Origin of the sequence: Clostridium beijerinckii (genome assembly GCF_008705175.1) — a bacterium.
In the GTDB taxonomy this organism is placed as follows: Bacteria; Bacillota; Clostridia; order Clostridiales; family Clostridiaceae; genus Clostridium; species Clostridium beijerinckii.
Map to the genome: position 1 here is coordinate 366,122 of NZ_CP043998.1, position 14,927 is coordinate 381,048.

At 28.4% G+C, this 14,927-nt stretch carries 17 protein-coding genes; 16 read left to right on the top strand and 1 reads right to left on the bottom strand.

Translation table 11 applies throughout. The features are described 5' to 3' along the window. Nucleotides 1–446 precede the first annotated feature (446 nt). A complete protein-coding gene (locus F3K33_RS01805; RefSeq protein ID WP_039771168.1) occupies nucleotides 447–1,478 on the top strand; it encodes a nuclear transport factor 2 family protein in 1,032 nt (343 codons plus the stop codon). 719 nt (nucleotides 1,479–2,197) lie between these two features. On the opposite strand, the gene F3K33_RS01810 is transcribed toward F3K33_RS01805, so the two are convergent. Then, nucleotides 2,198–2,836: a UCP028583 family protein gene (locus F3K33_RS01810; protein WP_051144807.1), complete on the bottom strand. Its 639-nt coding sequence runs from the start codon at nucleotides 2,834–2,836 to the stop codon at nucleotides 2,198–2,200. 332 nt (nucleotides 2,837–3,168) lie between these two features. Here F3K33_RS01810 and F3K33_RS01815 point away from each other — a divergent pair, with 332 nt between their 5' ends. The 15 genes from F3K33_RS01815 (at nucleotide 3,169) to F3K33_RS01885 (ending at nucleotide 14,863) form a co-directional block, all read left to right on the top strand. After that, nucleotides 3,169–3,630, top strand: a complete 462-nt coding sequence (locus F3K33_RS01815; RefSeq protein ID WP_039771166.1) for a hypothetical protein — start codon at nucleotides 3,169–3,171, stop codon at nucleotides 3,628–3,630. Nucleotides 3,631–3,650: 20 nt separating this feature from the next. Further along, a complete protein-coding gene (locus F3K33_RS01820) occupies nucleotides 3,651–4,301 on the top strand; it encodes a hypothetical protein (RefSeq protein ID WP_039771164.1) in 651 nt (216 codons plus the stop codon). 232 nt (nucleotides 4,302–4,533) lie between these two features. After that, nucleotides 4,534–5,178 carry a dCTP deaminase gene (dcd, locus tag F3K33_RS01825; protein ID WP_051144806.1) on the top strand — a complete coding sequence of 215 codons (645 nt, stop codon included), beginning with the start codon at nucleotides 4,534–4,536 and terminating at the stop codon, nucleotides 5,176–5,178. Nucleotides 5,179–5,191: 13 nt separating this feature from the next. Beyond that, complete coding sequence (locus F3K33_RS01830) at nucleotides 5,192–5,674, top strand: hypothetical protein (RefSeq protein WP_039771163.1); 483 nt, start codon at nucleotides 5,192–5,194, stop codon at nucleotides 5,672–5,674. Further along, nucleotides 5,658–5,954 (top strand): DUF2584 family protein, encoded by a 297-nt coding sequence (locus F3K33_RS01835; RefSeq protein ID WP_039771161.1) that lies wholly within the window; start codon nucleotides 5,658–5,660, stop codon nucleotides 5,952–5,954. The genes F3K33_RS01830 and F3K33_RS01835 overlap by 17 nt, the downstream gene beginning before the upstream one ends. Before the next feature lie 161 nt (nucleotides 5,955–6,115). Beyond that, complete coding sequence (locus F3K33_RS01840) at nucleotides 6,116–6,859, top strand: hypothetical protein (RefSeq protein ID WP_051144805.1); 744 nt, start codon at nucleotides 6,116–6,118, stop codon at nucleotides 6,857–6,859. A 388-nt stretch (nucleotides 6,860–7,247) separates the two neighbouring features. Further along, nucleotides 7,248–7,493: a hypothetical protein gene (locus F3K33_RS01845; RefSeq protein ID WP_039771158.1), complete on the top strand. Its 246-nt coding sequence runs from the start codon at nucleotides 7,248–7,250 to the stop codon at nucleotides 7,491–7,493. 392 nt (nucleotides 7,494–7,885) lie between these two features. After that, nucleotides 7,886–8,323, top strand: coding sequence for a hypothetical protein (locus F3K33_RS01850; protein ID WP_039771156.1), 438 nt, complete (start codon nucleotides 7,886–7,888; stop codon nucleotides 8,321–8,323). Between the two features lie 559 nt (nucleotides 8,324–8,882). Continuing rightward, nucleotides 8,883–9,206 (top strand): FliH/SctL family protein, encoded by a 324-nt coding sequence (locus F3K33_RS01855; protein ID WP_023976021.1) that lies wholly within the window; start codon nucleotides 8,883–8,885, stop codon nucleotides 9,204–9,206. A gap of 442 nt (nucleotides 9,207–9,648) precedes the next feature. Further along, entirely contained in the window at nucleotides 9,649–11,574 is a 1,926-nt protein-coding gene (locus F3K33_RS01860; protein WP_023976020.1) for a BglG family transcription antiterminator, read from the top strand. A gap of 14 nt (nucleotides 11,575–11,588) precedes the next feature. Next, complete coding sequence (locus tag F3K33_RS01865) at nucleotides 11,589–12,041, top strand: transcriptional regulator GutM (protein ID WP_023976019.1); 453 nt, start codon at nucleotides 11,589–11,591, stop codon at nucleotides 12,039–12,041. A gap of 15 nt (nucleotides 12,042–12,056) precedes the next feature. Further along, entirely contained in the window at nucleotides 12,057–12,605 is a 549-nt protein-coding gene (gene srlA, locus F3K33_RS01870; RefSeq protein WP_017209833.1) for a PTS glucitol/sorbitol transporter subunit IIC, read from the top strand. Between the two features lie 17 nt (nucleotides 12,606–12,622). Further along, the gene (gene srlE / locus F3K33_RS01875; RefSeq protein ID WP_039771153.1) at nucleotides 12,623–13,633 is read left to right on the top strand and encodes a PTS glucitol/sorbitol transporter subunit IIB; all 1,011 of its coding nucleotides are present in this window, start codon (nucleotides 12,623–12,625) and stop codon (nucleotides 13,631–13,633) included. 116 nt (nucleotides 13,634–13,749) lie between these two features. Then, the gene (locus F3K33_RS01880) at nucleotides 13,750–14,430 is read left to right on the top strand and encodes a fructose-6-phosphate aldolase (RefSeq protein ID WP_023976017.1); all 681 of its coding nucleotides are present in this window, start codon (nucleotides 13,750–13,752) and stop codon (nucleotides 14,428–14,430) included. Nucleotides 14,431–14,494: 64 nt separating this feature from the next. Next, entirely contained in the window at nucleotides 14,495–14,863 is a 369-nt protein-coding gene (locus tag F3K33_RS01885) for a glucitol/sorbitol-specific PTS transporter subunit IIA (protein WP_031276098.1), read from the top strand. The last annotated feature ends 64 nt before the right edge of the window (nucleotides 14,864–14,927 follow it).

The window sequence follows — 14,927 nt, forward strand, 5'->3', positions numbered from 1 at the left end:
TATAAACTGGCCATTGAAGAATCAAATTTGAGGTGATTGCACATCCGTTGGTCTTCATGTTACTGTTGGTGATGATAGAATGATAATTGAGACTGCAGCAGATGGCCCGGTTGAGATAAAAAGTTTTGAGCACATAAAAAGCTATGAGTTACCGTGGAATTGGAAACGCATAATAAAGAAACCATATTAAAAAATATTTAATAACAATTTTAATTCATAATAATAGTAAAATTAAGTATTAAAATCTTAAAGATAGCAGTATTTATTGATATCTTTAATTTTTATATAGAAACAAACCTGTATATTACAATCAGTAATACTTGTATTCATTAGTTTTAATAAAATACCATAATTTACTTGATGATATCAATCTGTATATAAAAGGAATTTAGGAGAAAATGTAGAAATAAAGTATGGAGAGATAAAATTTAAAGGGGATATTAATAATGCAAAATTTAAAAAAGATAATATCAATTATGCTTCTGGCAGTACTTATTACTGGTGTTTATGGATGTGGAAGCAAATCACCATCTAATGTTGTAAAAAATTACTTTGAGGAGCTTAAGAAAGGTCAGAATGCAGATTTTTCTACAATGCTTAATGATTCTTTAAAGTCAGCAGAAAAAACAAATAGTGCAGATACCAAAGAAAATAAATTTTCAGATGAGTCAACAAAAAAAATAATTGACTCTATGACAAAAGTAACTTATACAATAAACTCTGAAAAAGTAGATGGAGATTCAGCAACAGTAAATGTAAAAATTAATGGACCAGATATGTCTAAAGTATTTGCTGAATTTATGCAAAAAGCATTTACAACAGCTTTAGCAAAATCATTTTCAGGAGATAAAATGAGTAATGATGATCAGAATAAATTGTATAATAGTATATTGTCTGATTGTTTAGATAATATAACATATGCTGATAGAACTGGAGATATTTCATTAAAAAAATCAAATGGGGAATGGAAAATTGATGCAGATGATTCTTTGAAAAAACTATTATTGGGAATAGATACATCAATTTTTAATAAAAATGCATCTAGAGACTCAAACAATACACAAGAAATTAAAGAAATGACATTGAATCAACCATTTACTGTAGAAACAGAATCAGGAAATTATTCTCTTACTATAGAAGGAGCTAAAACTACCGATAAAAGAAATCAATTTTCAAAAAAGGATGTTAGTAAGGTTATTATGTTAAATTATTCTTATGTAAATGAAAGCTTTGGAAAAACAACTGGAACAGATTTACTTGTTGATGGTTCAGCATTTCAAGTATTAGATGATGAAGGAAATGTATTAGATACATATCCAGTTAGTGATGAAAATAGGGTTGCTAAAAAAGCACCAGTAGGCGGAAAATCATCAGGGGCAATTGCGTATGCATTGACAACTAATAGCGAAAATCTAAATGTTACATTTATTAGAAATGGATCTCAAAAAATAGCTAAAATTAAGGTGCCAATACAATAGAAGAATTATATTCAAATAAATAATTACTTAAAAAGCTAGGATTAAATTCCTAGCTTTTTTGTTGAGTATATGATTATCCTATCTATTTAGTATGCCATACAAAACTAAGGGGCTTACATATCCGCATAGAGTTAAAATTGCAACTATAGCACTAACTGTTATATAGAAATGAGATCTAGTTGAAATAAAGTCCATAATACACCTCGTAATTTATAATAATATTTTAATTATTTCCAGTACATGGTGAAATATACATTGAGATAGTATTCTATAGGGGATAAATTTTAAGTTCCAGCAAGTACGGATTAAAGTTAGATTTGGAAGAAGTCGGGGAAGGATTAGGAAGTATATAAACTTGATTCAATTTGAATTATTTAAATGGCTAGACTTACGACTTTTTAATTGGCAATTCTGTTAAGATGTGAAGAAAAAGCGATTCAAAAAACGCTTTCCTTATAGGTATGGCCTCTGGTTATACTCGAGCATTTCTCACCTCTATTCACATGAATTGCAGTAAATGGGCACTTTATCTTATAAAATAGTAAATTATAAGACAATATCGTCAATATCGCTCTAAAATCGGAATTTAAAAGTTAAAAAATCAGAATCAAACTAGATATTAAAAGAGCAATTTCTGAAACGCTTTCTTATATAGTACTGGCTTGATATATAAGGCAATGATATAAAAATCCGACTAAGTATTTTAGTCGGATTATAGTTTAAAAATAAGACTCTACGTCATCTTCTTCTAAGATAGAATTTAAATGAGAAAATGTAAATTGTCTAAGATTTTCAAAGTTGTGTTCATTTATTTTGTTCGTTAACGTTGAGTCTATAGTGTACTTTTTTATTATTGTATTAATAGATTTTACTTTAGATGGAAATGGTTTGGAGTTTGGCCAAGTTTCTAGATCTGCCTTAATTTCTAATAATGGTCCATTTGGTGGATCAATATTATATAAGCAAATAAGCCACATTATAGCATTATGCAATTCTTTTGCGATAGGGTTCCATAATGTTCTTGACGTTGCATCATCGTTAGCACCGCCTCCGCCATTTCTGCCATTGTTTTCATTCATGAATGGATTAAAAGCCGGAGGAACATTTGCTATATTAGCTAATTTAATCAGTTCTTTACCAGCGCCGCTTCCACATGTAATTAAATATTGTTCCATTGAATTAAATTTTGAAGTGCATAAAAATTCATAGTAGAGGTCTGTTATAATGTCAACAGCATCACTCTCTTTTGTTTGTCCTGGCAATAATTTTGCGTGAGCAATTAATTGTAAATTATAATTAGAAACTATATCTATTCGAACAGGGGTAGTCCTACATTTAAGATGTGTTAAAGTAGGCATAAAAATCATCTCCTTATATTATTATATTTAGATTATAGTTTTTTTAAGGATGTTTTCAAATTTTGAAAAGGATAAAAATAATATTTCTTATACGGGATAGAGAATCAGATAAAAAAAGAATATGTAATAATATATTTTTAAGGTATTGGAATTAATTCAATGCCTTATTTTTTACATTTTACAGGTATTTTGAAAGATATGTAGAAATTAATTAATTATTGGAATTAAGGGGGGCATAATAATGAAATCATTCTTAGATATATAAGGTTAAATTTAATAGTTTCTTTATTATCAAATTTTTATTAATTCATATAAAGGGGATGCGGAAGAGGATGAATGTTTTAGAATATATAGATGATAAGAAATTTAGAATATACAAGAAAAAACTTTGCTCTAAAAAAGGTGGGAAATATCAAATTTATTATTTGATCGTCTATGAAGATATAATAATGGATGTATTTTGGGAAGTAGAAATAGGCAGGATTTCTGAAGGGCGTCTTTCATATGACAATACGGATTTAATAGTATATAAGATAGTTGAAAAAATTGACAATAGATATTTTAGTTTTTGGAATAAGGACAGAATTGAATATAGAATAGGACAAGAAATACAGTGCTATACAGAAGTTGGTATGTTCTTTTGTAAGACTATTGAACAAGCTAGAAGCGAAAACTTTAGTAATAGAACTGATATTGCTGAACTTACAGCAAAAGTCAAAATAGATGATTTAATTGGTGGTGATTTGAGAAGTTTACAATTTAATAAGTGCACACCTATAGAAATAATTTGTTAGAATGGAGTGATGGTATTCACATGAATTATAAAGGTTGGATAATGGCAATTCATGATAAATATAAAATAAAGTATAACGAAAAGTATAAAAATATATATAATAAGAGGAAATTTAAAGAATTAGAAGTTAAAGAAAAGTTAGTACTTATATTTTATTTTATATCTGTAATTATTGGAGCGACACTCTATGGTGCTGGTATTGTATTAAATAATCCATGGATGTTTATATGGGGAACATTACTTATGGTTTTTCCACCAATGATACTTGTTTATTTTGATAGATTTGAAATAGAAATTTATAAGCGACATGCAAGAGTATTAATGGAGGTTTTAGAAGAAGAGAATATAAATACAGTCTCTGTAATAGAGAGATTAATTAAAGATACATCTGGAGTATTATATAATATAAAAGATGGGGTAATTAGTAATTATATAAAGGTATTCTCATCAATAGTTGGAACATTGGGTGCAGCATTTGGAGTTGGAAACTGGCTAGATAAGTTAAAAGGAGATTATAAAAATATAGCTATTTTTATAATAGTAATGATTATATTTATATTTACAGCATACATAATTAGTTTTGCAATTCCTAATAGTAAGAAAGTGAAGTTAAAGGAGTTGCATGAAATATTAAAAATTCTATTAATTTATGAAGAAGGGAAGAAAAAGTAAAAGAAAACATATAATCATATTTAAGTTATAGTTTTTATTTTAAAAATTTCAAATTTTGAAATAAAGAAAAATATAGTTATATAATGATAATTTAGGATTACGCTTTTGTTAAATATAAATATTTCTTTTGATAAAAAGTAAAAAAAGTATTAAAATAATAGTATATTTTTACATGCTAATATGATAAAATGGATAATTGCGTTGATAAATATTTTGGAAAGAGGAGAAGTATATGGTGCTTGTTGATAATCAAATAAGAGATAGAGTTAAAGACTTTAAAAAATATGAAAAAGTTTATTGTAATGGAGCAAAGGCACTTATAGAAAACTTTCAAGATAAAAATTTACAATCAGCTTCATACGATATAACTATAACCAATAAAATAAGAATATTTAGGGATGATTACAGGAAAATAAATCTATCAAGTGATATAGAAGTTGATAGTGTATCAATTGGACGTGATATTTCATTAGGATATGAACTAAAGCCTAATGAATATATATTAGTTCAGATGAATGAATGTATAAATATGCCCAATGATTTGATAGCTCATATAAGACCAAGAACTACATTTACTAGGCTAGGATTAATTTTAAGTGATCAACATTTTAATCCATCTTATTGTGGAATGGTACATTTAGGATTATATAATGCTACAAAGTCTATTTTAGAAATCAAACCTAATTTAAAAATAGGTCAAATAGTTTTTGAAAAATTAGATTTAATGCCAGATGAGGACAATCTTTACTGTAACAAAGACTCAAAATATCAAAATGAAAAAGAGTTTATTGGTAGTAAAATTTATGATGAACTTGGATCATCAGAAAAAAGTTTAGTTGACGAATATGTAGCAAGCATACTAAATAATTTAAAATAAGATGGGGTATATTATGGATGAGGCTGGTAAAGTAACAAGATCATTAGCTAAAGAATATGCAGTATTAAGGGTTAATGCTCAATATGGTGAAGGAACTACAGAGATTGATAAGAAGCTTAGAGATGCTGCGAAAGAAAAACTTGAAAATGAAGTATTTGAAAAAATAAAAGAGGATATATATAGATTGGAAGAAAATCGCATAATTGAAAGTGGAAAACGTAGAATTAAAGAATTTGAGGAACAAAAGAAAAGGGTTCAACTAAAATTTATTCTTATTGAAGGTATATTTTTAGGGTTAATTACAGGGTTATTAGTAAACCAAATAACAGATATGATTTCCTTTTTGAAGGGAGGAAGCAGTAATTACCAGGCTACAAATTGGCTAATTGTTATGCTCTTAATATTAGGAATAACATTTGCTTTTGTTGTATATTTGAGCAAATTAGAAGAATATTTTGTTAATAAAAAGGAGAATGACAATGGGAGCACCATATGAATTTAATTGGTATTTAGTTGTTGCGAGTAACGATGCTATAAAAGAAATTGGTAAAAACAGGTATGGCACATTAAAATCTGAAAATAGGATTTATCCGATAAACTCCGAAATACCGCTTATTGTAAAAGAGATAGGTTGTATTGGTGTAGTTAGAATATTGAGGTTCACAATAGATAAAGATAGTACGGAGATAGAATTTGAATATGTTTCAGAATTAAATTTAGACGGTAAAGTTTCTAAACATTATTATGATATGTATTTAGAAATGAAAAATAAATAGAATTAAATTAAAGTCAGTATTAATGCTGACTTATTTTTTTATTTATAAAAGAAATGTTGATATAAATTTGAAATATTTTTAGGGTTAAAGATAAACAAATTTGGAAATTATGATTAATAAGAAAATTATAAAGTCAAATTTGTTAGGAGTTGAGAAATTTCATGCAGTTAACTATTAAAAATACTCACATTTTTGATCGTAAGATACAAACTGAGTTTAGAGAATTTATTAAATTACAAAAAGATAAATTGAGCACGGGTAAGAGTTATGAATTAAATATAATTTATAATGCTAAAGTAGTATTAGATAAGTATGAGGATAAATTTAATTTTGATAATTCTATATATAATAATATTAAAATAAAATTTAAGAATCAAAATAAAAAAGATGAAGCGATAAGCATGCAATTAGAACAATGTAGAGGTATTTTAAAAGATTATGGAATAGAGTGTTACAAGTCTTTAATTGAAGGAAATAATTTAAAAGATAATAATGTTAAAATAGTGATTAAAGAAGATAAATCAGAACCGTTTTATATGGGAAGGGGAAAAAATAAACGAAGAATAAGGGTAACAATGACAGTACCTAATAGGGAATATACAATAAACAAAATGGGTGAGTTATATAATAAAAGCATGAATAAGATATATTTTAAGTTAAGTGAATGCATTAGTAATAACATTATGTGCAAGATCTTAGATATACAATATACAGAAGATGAAAATATAATATATAAAGCATTTTGTAAGGAATATGGTGACTTGTGGTTATGTACTGAAAATGAAGGTAAGAAACTCAAAGAGAAATTATTAAATAGAGTTAGGATGTTAATTGAATTAGAGGAAAAAAATAAAGAAATGCTTGATAATAATGATATTCCAAAAGGATCAATAAATAATATATGATTAGGTACTGTGTGAGATGACCATAAGATGACCATTCTCCAATTTAAAAGTTAAATTTACATAATTTCATGAACTATATCTATTAAGCATAACTTAGTTAAATCAATACTTTACATAACATTATAGAAAATTATAAGACTTGCTAAAATATAAATAATTGCTCCCGCTGGGAGTAAAAGAAGTAGAATGCATTGATAATTAAAGAATTAAAACTTAAATGTTGTACTACCGTTGTACTATTTTATTTTCAAAAGTGAAAAACAATAAATGATTATAAAATATTAAAAAGTATATTAATGCTGATTTATAAACGATTTGTAAGATATGATGATATATTGCTAAACATCATAGAACAAGTAGAATTTTACCCGCTGGGAAAAGAAAAGATATGGGTGAGTATATGTCGGCAATTATAGCAAATTATTATGGAATACCATTAATGAAATCTGATGATCATCTGTTTAAAGATGGAGGAAGAGGAAAAGATTTATATCCAGATCTAGAAGTAAAAAGCTGGAATGATACAGTTGTTGACTTAATAACTGATATAAAAAAGAGGAGACAAATTTTGGATGCGGTTAAGAATCAAAATTATAAAATGAATAATGAAAATGATAGATATAAAAATGAATAAGCAACTCTAGAAGAAATATTAAAGTTAATGGAATACTTTTGCAATAAATAACTAATACATACTCAAAGAGGAAGAGTCCATGTTTAGAAAAGCAAAATGTTGCTAATAGAATTATGCAAAAACTTATTTCAGGCTATAATAATTGAAATAAAATTAATAATAGATAAGGTATCTAAGAAATTGGATGCCCTTTTTATACTTAAAAACTAAAGGAGAATAATACTTATATAAATGACTTTAATGTCAAGATTCAGAAATAATCTGATAAGGAAATTAAATTGTTCCTATAAAAAATAAAGATTAAATGCTTATATAAGCAGGTGTGTTTTACACCATCTAAAAGGATTTTCTCATTTTTTGTATAATTAGTTATATAATGAGGAGGTGTACTATTGAGGAACAAACATATTTTTAAAATTGGGAATTATAGAAATATACATGATAGTTTTGAGAAGCAATTAGAACTAGAGGCGGATGATATTAAGCAGGCGTACGATAATATGCTGGAGGTGTATAAAGAAAAATTAAATAAGAATGAGTTGAATTTTGAATATGAAAAAGCATTTTTGCAGTCTAAAATAAATAAAAATTACAGTGAAACATTTAATTATTGGGAGAAAGTATTTTTCATAATCGTGACGGTATATGTAACGAGTATGGTAAATGATGCAATAAAGGAATATAAAGAAATAGGATTTGCAATAGTACTGTTAGGCTTGATTGCGGCATTAATTATTTTTGGGAAAAAGGATATACGAAAAGAGCGAAGAGAATACATATACTATACAATGAGAATGGAAGTACTATCCGGTCTGCAAAAGTTAAATTAATTTACGAGAGTATAGGAAGTGCAAGACTGGATAGGAATGACTGACTCCACTTTGACTCCACTTTTCTAGAAAATATATTATTTAAACTTATTTATATGTGTTTAAATGGCTTAAAAGCACATTAAAAATTTACGTTTTAAGCCATAATAATTGAGTGGGAATAGGATTGAGGCTTATTAAATAAGGTGGATAGACACTTAAAGAAAATATAATAAAAAATTTAGTGGCTTAGATATTATCTAAAAAAGGTAACATTTAAGCTACTTTTTTGTTGATTTTTTGAAGATGTGATAAATGAGAAAAGGAGTAAAAAACGGTAGGAAAGAAATTTACAATGACAATACTACTAACGTTAGATTTCCTGAATAATCTTTTTAAAGCAGTAAATACATATTTTCTCTAACTGATAGCAAATAAAACATAACAGCATAATATATTATTAGATAGGTATTAAATTTTATAGTCAAATAAATAATAATTTGATACTAGTAATACTTTAACTAAGCGCTTTAGCAATGATTAAACGAAAATTAATGCTGATTACGAAGGAGAGGAAATAATGGAAAACAGAAATAATAGAAATTGCAGACGTTGTAATTGTGAAGAAGAACGTGGAGAGATGGATAGTAGAAATTGTAATCCTTGTGGCAATGGAACTCTTGGAGCTAACGTAAATAATGACTGTTTAGCTGATGCGTTGGAAGATGCATATAATGATGGCTATAAAGATGGATATCGTGATGGGTATGAGGATGGAAATACAGCAGGAGAAACAGCAGGAGAGACAGCTGGATACAAGCAAGGATATTGCGCTGGGTATGAAAAAGCAAAACAAGAGGTCTTAGATTATATTAGAAGAAATAGATGTTGTAGATGCTGTTAAGCAGAACTAAATTATATAATAAGTAGTTATATAAAAAAGGTGTTTATAAATGATTGAAAAATCATTGTTAAACACCTTTTTTATTTAATATAAATATGGTTATAGTGATAATTTAAATAGTCCATATTAGATAAGAGTTAATTAAAAAAGTTACTTTTAATACTAATTGAATACAATTGTGCAAACATTTTCTCTATAGAGGAAAAAGACGGCATTAATCGTTATCATTTTATAAAGTATAATTACATTAAAGAAAGGGGGCATCGAAAACGCTTGAAAAAATCAACCTTTGAATATAAGATAGTCATAAGATTATACTATGAGTATAATTTTTAAAGACTTCTAAAATCAAAGAACAACAAGTTAAAGTAAGATTAATAGCAATAATTTTATTTTAATTTAAATGAATTAATAAGTATTGATTCTTTTCAAGGAGGCAAAAATGAAGTATTTTTATACTGAAAACCGTTCGACAAGAATTCTAAAATTAATTGAACGAAGACATTCCATTTCTGTTGACGCCATTGCTGAAAAATTTGAGGTTAGCTCAAAAACCGTTAAAAATGATGTAAAAGAGTTGAATAGTTTATTAAAAGGATCTGCGCTAATTGATAATAAGCAAGGAATATATAAAATTTATATTATTGATAATAGCAAATTTGAGGAGATTAAGACTAATATATATAACCAAAAAGAATTTCTTAATTCACCTCAAAGAAGAATGGCATTTATTTTATATAAGCTTATGAATAGTGAAGAGCCATATTTAACTGATGACCTAGCGTGTGAGATGAATGTCGGAAGAACCACAGTAATAAGTGATTTAAAGAAAATGAGAGAGATACTTAATAACTACGATTTAAAAATTATAGGGAAAACAAATAATGGACTAGCCTTAAAAGGTACAGAATTAAATATAAGGTTTCTTGTACTTGAGAACCTTTATGAAATGATTTATGGAGAATACGAATTAGATGAAGATGTTATTGATTTAGTAAAAGAGATAACGGATCAATATCAGTTCGATACAACGACATTTGAATCTTTCATACATTCCCTAGTTGTAACTTTAGATCGCCTTTTAAATGGACATACAATCAATACATTAAGCGAGAAATATGGTGAATTATTAAGAAGTTGGGAATTTACATTGGTAAATACTATATCAGATGCAGTTGAAAAAAGGCTTACTATAAGTATTCCAATTAAAGAAAGAATTTTCTTAGCATTGCCGATTATAGGAATGAATACTCCGACTAACATAGAAGGGATTTCACCGCATGTTGAAATTACAGAAGAAGTATCAAATTTAGTAAATCATATATTAGAGCGCATTAAATATGACATGGGTTTAAATATTACGCTAGATGATATCTTGAAAGATTTTGTATACCATATGGCCTTCTTGGTAAATCGTTTAAAGTATGGGGTCCATATTCATAATCCTATAGTAGATGAGATTAGGAAAAAATATAAAGTAGCTTATAAAATGGCAGAATTAGCGCGAGATGTTATTGAGAAAAGTCTTGATGTAAAAATGACACAAGATGAAGTTGGATTTATAGCAGCATACTTTGGAGTTTTTATTTCAGAACAGCAAATAGAAAAAAGTAAAATATACAAAGTTGCAGTTATATGCGGAACTGGAAGAGTTACAGCTAGGTTGGTTGCTAGTCAATTAAAAGGTATTTTTGATGCGAACACAGTTATAGATTTGTATTCAGATAGCACAGTTACTAGTGAAATATTAGATAAGTATAATTTAGTTCTATCTACTGTCCAAGCTAACTTTAAGACAACAGCTACTGTAATATGTTTAGAGAAAATATTTGATGAAGAAGCGCTGAAGAAAAGAATAAAAAGTATTAAGTATATAGATAAATTAGACATGCCATCCATGCAGGGAATGGATTCTATATTACTAAGTATTTTAGATGAAGATACCTTCTTTATCTTGGATAATCAATTGAGTTATTTAGAAAATGTTGATCATATGATTGATAATCTATACTCAAAAGGTTATGTAGATGATGGATTTAAGGAAAGAATAAGAAAAAGAGAAGAAAAGTCTACGATGATTTTTAATGAATCTATAGCATTTCCTCATACTATCAATTATGAAAATGATGAAATAGTAGTCAGTCTAGGAATAATTCCAGAAAAGGCTGGAGAAAACAATCAAAGAAAACTAGTATTTTTGGTAGGACTTCCAGAACAAACTAGGGATGATACACTCTTGGTTAAAATTTATGATGAAATTATAGCTATTGCTAATGATAAGAATACTATTGAGTCTCTTTCAAAGGTAAAAGGTTATAGAGAATTAATTTTACATTTCACAAAAGAAAACGATATATTTGATTTATAAGTAGGAGGTTTATGATGAATTTTTGGTTTTTGATTATATGCTTTGGAATTGCATTTATACTCCAATATATACTAACATTTGCTCAAATGAAAAGTTTCACGGCTTACTATAGTAAATTGCGAAGAAGAGGAAGAGTTGCCATTGGTAAAGTAAAAGGTGGTTTCCGTGCTGGATGTATTGCAATGTTTGCTATCGATCAAAATGGAATTATACTTGAAGGGGGTTATATGCAAGGAATAACAGTACTTGCAAGGGTCAAGAAACTAAACGGATTTGAAGGAAAAGATGTTGGTATATTAACTCAAGCAGATTGTAAGAACTTAGCTAAACCATTAACCAAAGCAGTACTAGAAGCCTCTTCCAATTATAACGTTATTATGGGCGGTGGCGAAGTTGTAGAGCCTCAAAGTCCATTACAAAGATTAGGTAATATTTTTACAGCTAAAAAATTAAAAGCTCACAATTAGAAAGGAGATATTAATATGGACGCAATTGTTTATTTTGCAAAAGGATTTATGTATTTATTTGAAGTTGGTGGAAATACATTTGTTAGTTGGGTAACAGGAATTATCCCAAAGGTATTATTACTTTTAGTTTTTATGAATTCAATAATTGCTCTTATTGGACAAGATAAAGTTGACAGGTTTGCAAAGTTTGCATCTAAAAATGTTATATTAGCTTATGGAGTTTTGCCATTCTTATCAGCCTTTATGTTAGGTAATCCAATGGCATTATCAATGGGGAAATTTCTTCCTGAAAGAATGAAACCAAGCTACTATGCATCAGCATCGTATCATTGTCACACAAACAGCGGTATTTTTCCTCATATTAATGTAGGTGAAATATTCATTTACCTAGGTATTGCAAATGGTATTACAACTCTTGGCCTTGATCCAACAGCTTTAGGACTTCGTTATTTATTAGTAGGTTTAGTAATGAATTTCTTTGCAGGATGGGTAACTGATTTTACTACAAAGATTGTTATGAGACAACAAGGTATTGAATTAAGTAATCAACTTAAGGCAAATTAGTTTAGGAGGGTATTCATATGGAAAAATATAATGCAATTAAAATTGTAAAAGGCAGTGGAGGTTTTGGCGGTCCACTTACAGTAAAACCTGAAGAAGGAAAAGATACATTATTATATATTACAGGTGGTGGAGCTGAACCTGAAATTGTAGAAAAGATTGTTAGCTTAACAGGATGTAAAGCGGTAAATGGATTTAAAACATCTGTACCAGAGGAACAAATTTTCTTAGTTATTATTGATTGTGGTGGAACACTTCGCTGTGGAATATACCCACAAAAGAGAATTCCGACAATAAATGTTATGCCAGTAGGTAAAAGTGGGCCTTTAGCAAAATTCATTACAGAAGACATCTATGTATCTGCAGTTGGTTTAAATCAAATCTCTTTAGCAGATTCAGGTGCAGAACCTATAAAGAGCACAAAAGCGCCTGAGGAAGGAAAAAGAGAATTTAAATATAGTGCGGATAAGAAAGTATCACAAAGTTTGGCTGAAAACAGTAAATCTAGCATTGTCCAAAAAATTGGTATGGGAGCAGGTAAAGTTGTAAATACACTATACCAAGCAGGCCGTGATGCAGTTCAATCAATGATTACAACAATATTACCATTCATGGCATTTGTTGCGATGCTAATAGGAATTATACAAGGTTCGGGATTTGGTAATTGGTTCGCTAAAATATTAGTACCATTAGCAGGAAACGGAATTGGACTTATGATTCTTGGATTCATATGCTCTATTCCTCTATTATCAGCATTACTTGGACCAGGTGCAGTTATAGCACAAATCGTAGGTACTTTAATTGGTGTTGAAATAGGTAAAGGGACTATTCCTCCAAGCTTAGCATTACCAGCATTATTCGCTATTAATACACAATGTGCATGTGACTTTATTCCAGTAGGTTTAGGTCTAGCTGAAGCAGAACCAGAAACAGTAGAGGTTGGTGTTCCATCTGTATTGTATTCACGTTTCATGATTGGTGTACCTAGAGTAGCAGTTGCATGGGTTGCAAGTATAGGATTGTATCAATAAACTATAAAATTTATTTAATTGCGATTGAGTGGTTCTTATGAATTGCTCAATTGCACCAAGGAAAATACATTGCTGATTTAGATGCAAGGAGTGGAATAAAAGGAGGGTTATCCATAGTGAAATTAATTATTGATGATGTAAATATTGAAAAAATAAAAGATGTTTTCAGCATATTCCCAATTGATGGTGTAACTAGTAATCCGAGTATTTTGTATAAGTATGGAAAACAGCCGTATGAAATATTAAGAGAAATACGTGAATTTATTGGAGAAAACTCGGAATTACATGTACAGGTGATTTCTGAAAGTTCAGAAGGTATGCTTAAAGAAGCACATAAAATTATTAAAGAGCTAGGTAAAAATACTTATGTAAAGATACCTGTAACTAGAGAGGGGTTAAAGGTTATAAAAATTCTTAGAAAAGAAGAAATTAATGTTACTGCTACCGCTATATATACTCAAATGCAAGCATATCTAGCTGGAAAAGCAGGTGCTCAATATGCTGCTCCATATGTAAACCGAATTGATAATTTGGGAGCAAATGGTGTTCAAGTGGCAAAAGACATTCACGATATTTTTGAGAAAAACAATTTAAAAACAGAAGTATTAGCAGCTAGTTTTAAGAATTCACAACAAGTATTAGAATTATGCAAGAATGGAATTGGAGCGGCTACAATTTCACCTGATGTAATCGAAGGTTTAATTAAAAACGATTGCGTGGATGTAGCTGTAGAGAACTTTAAAAAAGATTTTGAAATATTATGTGGTCAAGGTAATACCATGTTAAATTGCCGATAATATAAGTAGCTTAGAATAAATAATAATTTTACAAAGAAATATATTTGAAGGGATGAAAGCATCTATGAGTAGTAAGATAATCTATGAAAATAAAGTAAAAGCCTTAGGAGATTTAGCAGAAACATTCTTAGAAGAAGGAATGATAATATTTTTTGGAGATAATGCACCAGATACACTAGCAGATTACTGTTACTCTATTAATATAAAGGAAGTTAAAGAAACAATTAAACCTGGACAAGTATTTATGATTGATGGAATGGCTTTTGAAATAACAGCTGTTGGAGATGTGGCTGAGAAGAATCTAGTGAGTTTAGGACATATAACTGTTGCGTTTAATGGTTCTAAAGTACCTACTTTATCAGGGACAATTTGTGTGGAGAAAAAAGAAATTCCTAAACTCAAAATAGGAAGTGAAATATTTATATTAGCATAATTATATCTAAAATTTATATGAAATCGAAATGATAATAAAATGGCATTAAATAATGAAGTTAAAT

What these genes read in the sequence shown, in the direction of transcription:
- F3K33_RS01885 (WP_031276098.1), top strand. Translation starts at nt 14,495, where the DNA reads ATGAGTAGTAAGATAATCTATGAAAATAAAGTAAAAGCCTTAGGAGAT.
- F3K33_RS01830 (WP_039771163.1), top strand. Translation starts at nt 5,192, where the DNA reads ATGGATGAGGCTGGTAAAGTAACAAGATCATTAGCTAAAGAATATGCA.
- dcd (WP_051144806.1), top strand. Translation starts at nt 4,534, where the DNA reads ATGGTGCTTGTTGATAATCAAATAAGAGATAGAGTTAAAGACTTTAAA.
- F3K33_RS01845 (WP_039771158.1), top strand. Translation starts at nt 7,248, where the DNA reads ATGGGTGAGTATATGTCGGCAATTATAGCAAATTATTATGGAATACCA.
- srlE (WP_039771153.1), top strand. Translation starts at nt 12,623, where the DNA reads ATGGAAAAATATAATGCAATTAAAATTGTAAAAGGCAGTGGAGGTTTT.
- F3K33_RS01865 (WP_023976019.1), top strand. Translation starts at nt 11,589, where the DNA reads ATGAATTTTTGGTTTTTGATTATATGCTTTGGAATTGCATTTATACTC.
- F3K33_RS01805 (WP_039771168.1), top strand. Translation starts at nt 447, where the DNA reads ATGCAAAATTTAAAAAAGATAATATCAATTATGCTTCTGGCAGTACTT.
- F3K33_RS01855 (WP_023976021.1), top strand. Translation starts at nt 8,883, where the DNA reads ATGGAAAACAGAAATAATAGAAATTGCAGACGTTGTAATTGTGAAGAA.
- F3K33_RS01835 (WP_039771161.1), top strand. Translation starts at nt 5,658, where the DNA reads ATGGGAGCACCATATGAATTTAATTGGTATTTAGTTGTTGCGAGTAAC.
- F3K33_RS01810 (WP_051144807.1), bottom strand. Translation starts at nt 2,836, where the DNA reads ATGCCTACTTTAACACATCTTAAATGTAGGACTACCCCTGTTCGAATA.
- F3K33_RS01820 (WP_039771164.1), top strand. Translation starts at nt 3,651, where the DNA reads ATGAATTATAAAGGTTGGATAATGGCAATTCATGATAAATATAAAATA.
- F3K33_RS01860 (WP_023976020.1), top strand. Translation starts at nt 9,649, where the DNA reads ATGAAGTATTTTTATACTGAAAACCGTTCGACAAGAATTCTAAAATTA.
- F3K33_RS01840 (WP_051144805.1), top strand. Translation starts at nt 6,116, where the DNA reads ATGCAGTTAACTATTAAAAATACTCACATTTTTGATCGTAAGATACAA.
- srlA (WP_017209833.1), top strand. Translation starts at nt 12,057, where the DNA reads ATGGACGCAATTGTTTATTTTGCAAAAGGATTTATGTATTTATTTGAA.
- F3K33_RS01815 (WP_039771166.1), top strand. Translation starts at nt 3,169, where the DNA reads ATGAATGTTTTAGAATATATAGATGATAAGAAATTTAGAATATACAAG.